Source organism: Mesorhizobium sp. PL10 (assembly GCF_053714315.1).
In genome coordinates, this window is the sequence record NZ_JBSKBR010000245.1 from 1 (window position 1) to 252 (window position 252).

The 252-nt window shown below is 57.9% G+C and carries 1 pseudogene; it reads right to left on the reverse strand.

From position 1 onward, the window contains the following. Positions 1-57: 57 nt before the first annotated feature. Positions 58-252, reverse strand: a pseudogene (locus ACWGTO_RS34035) (hypothetical protein); the annotation flags it as partial.

Genomic DNA, 252 nt, shown 5'->3' on the forward strand with positions numbered 1-252 from the left:
ATCTGTGTCGTAACTTGCGCCAATCCCGCACCTAACCAAAATCCGCTCACCGGACGCTCACGTTCTTTTTGTGTTCTCGTCCAGGTGTTCAAGTCGGGCCTTGCGGGCGAGCATGGCAGCGTCCAGCCGGTCGGTCTTGGCGAGCCTGCCGGTGGCCTCGGCGAAGCGCCGAGCTTGGCGTGGGTTGACCTTGACCCGACTTGAACACCTGGACGAGAACACAAAAAGAACATAGCCACGTAAGTCATTGAT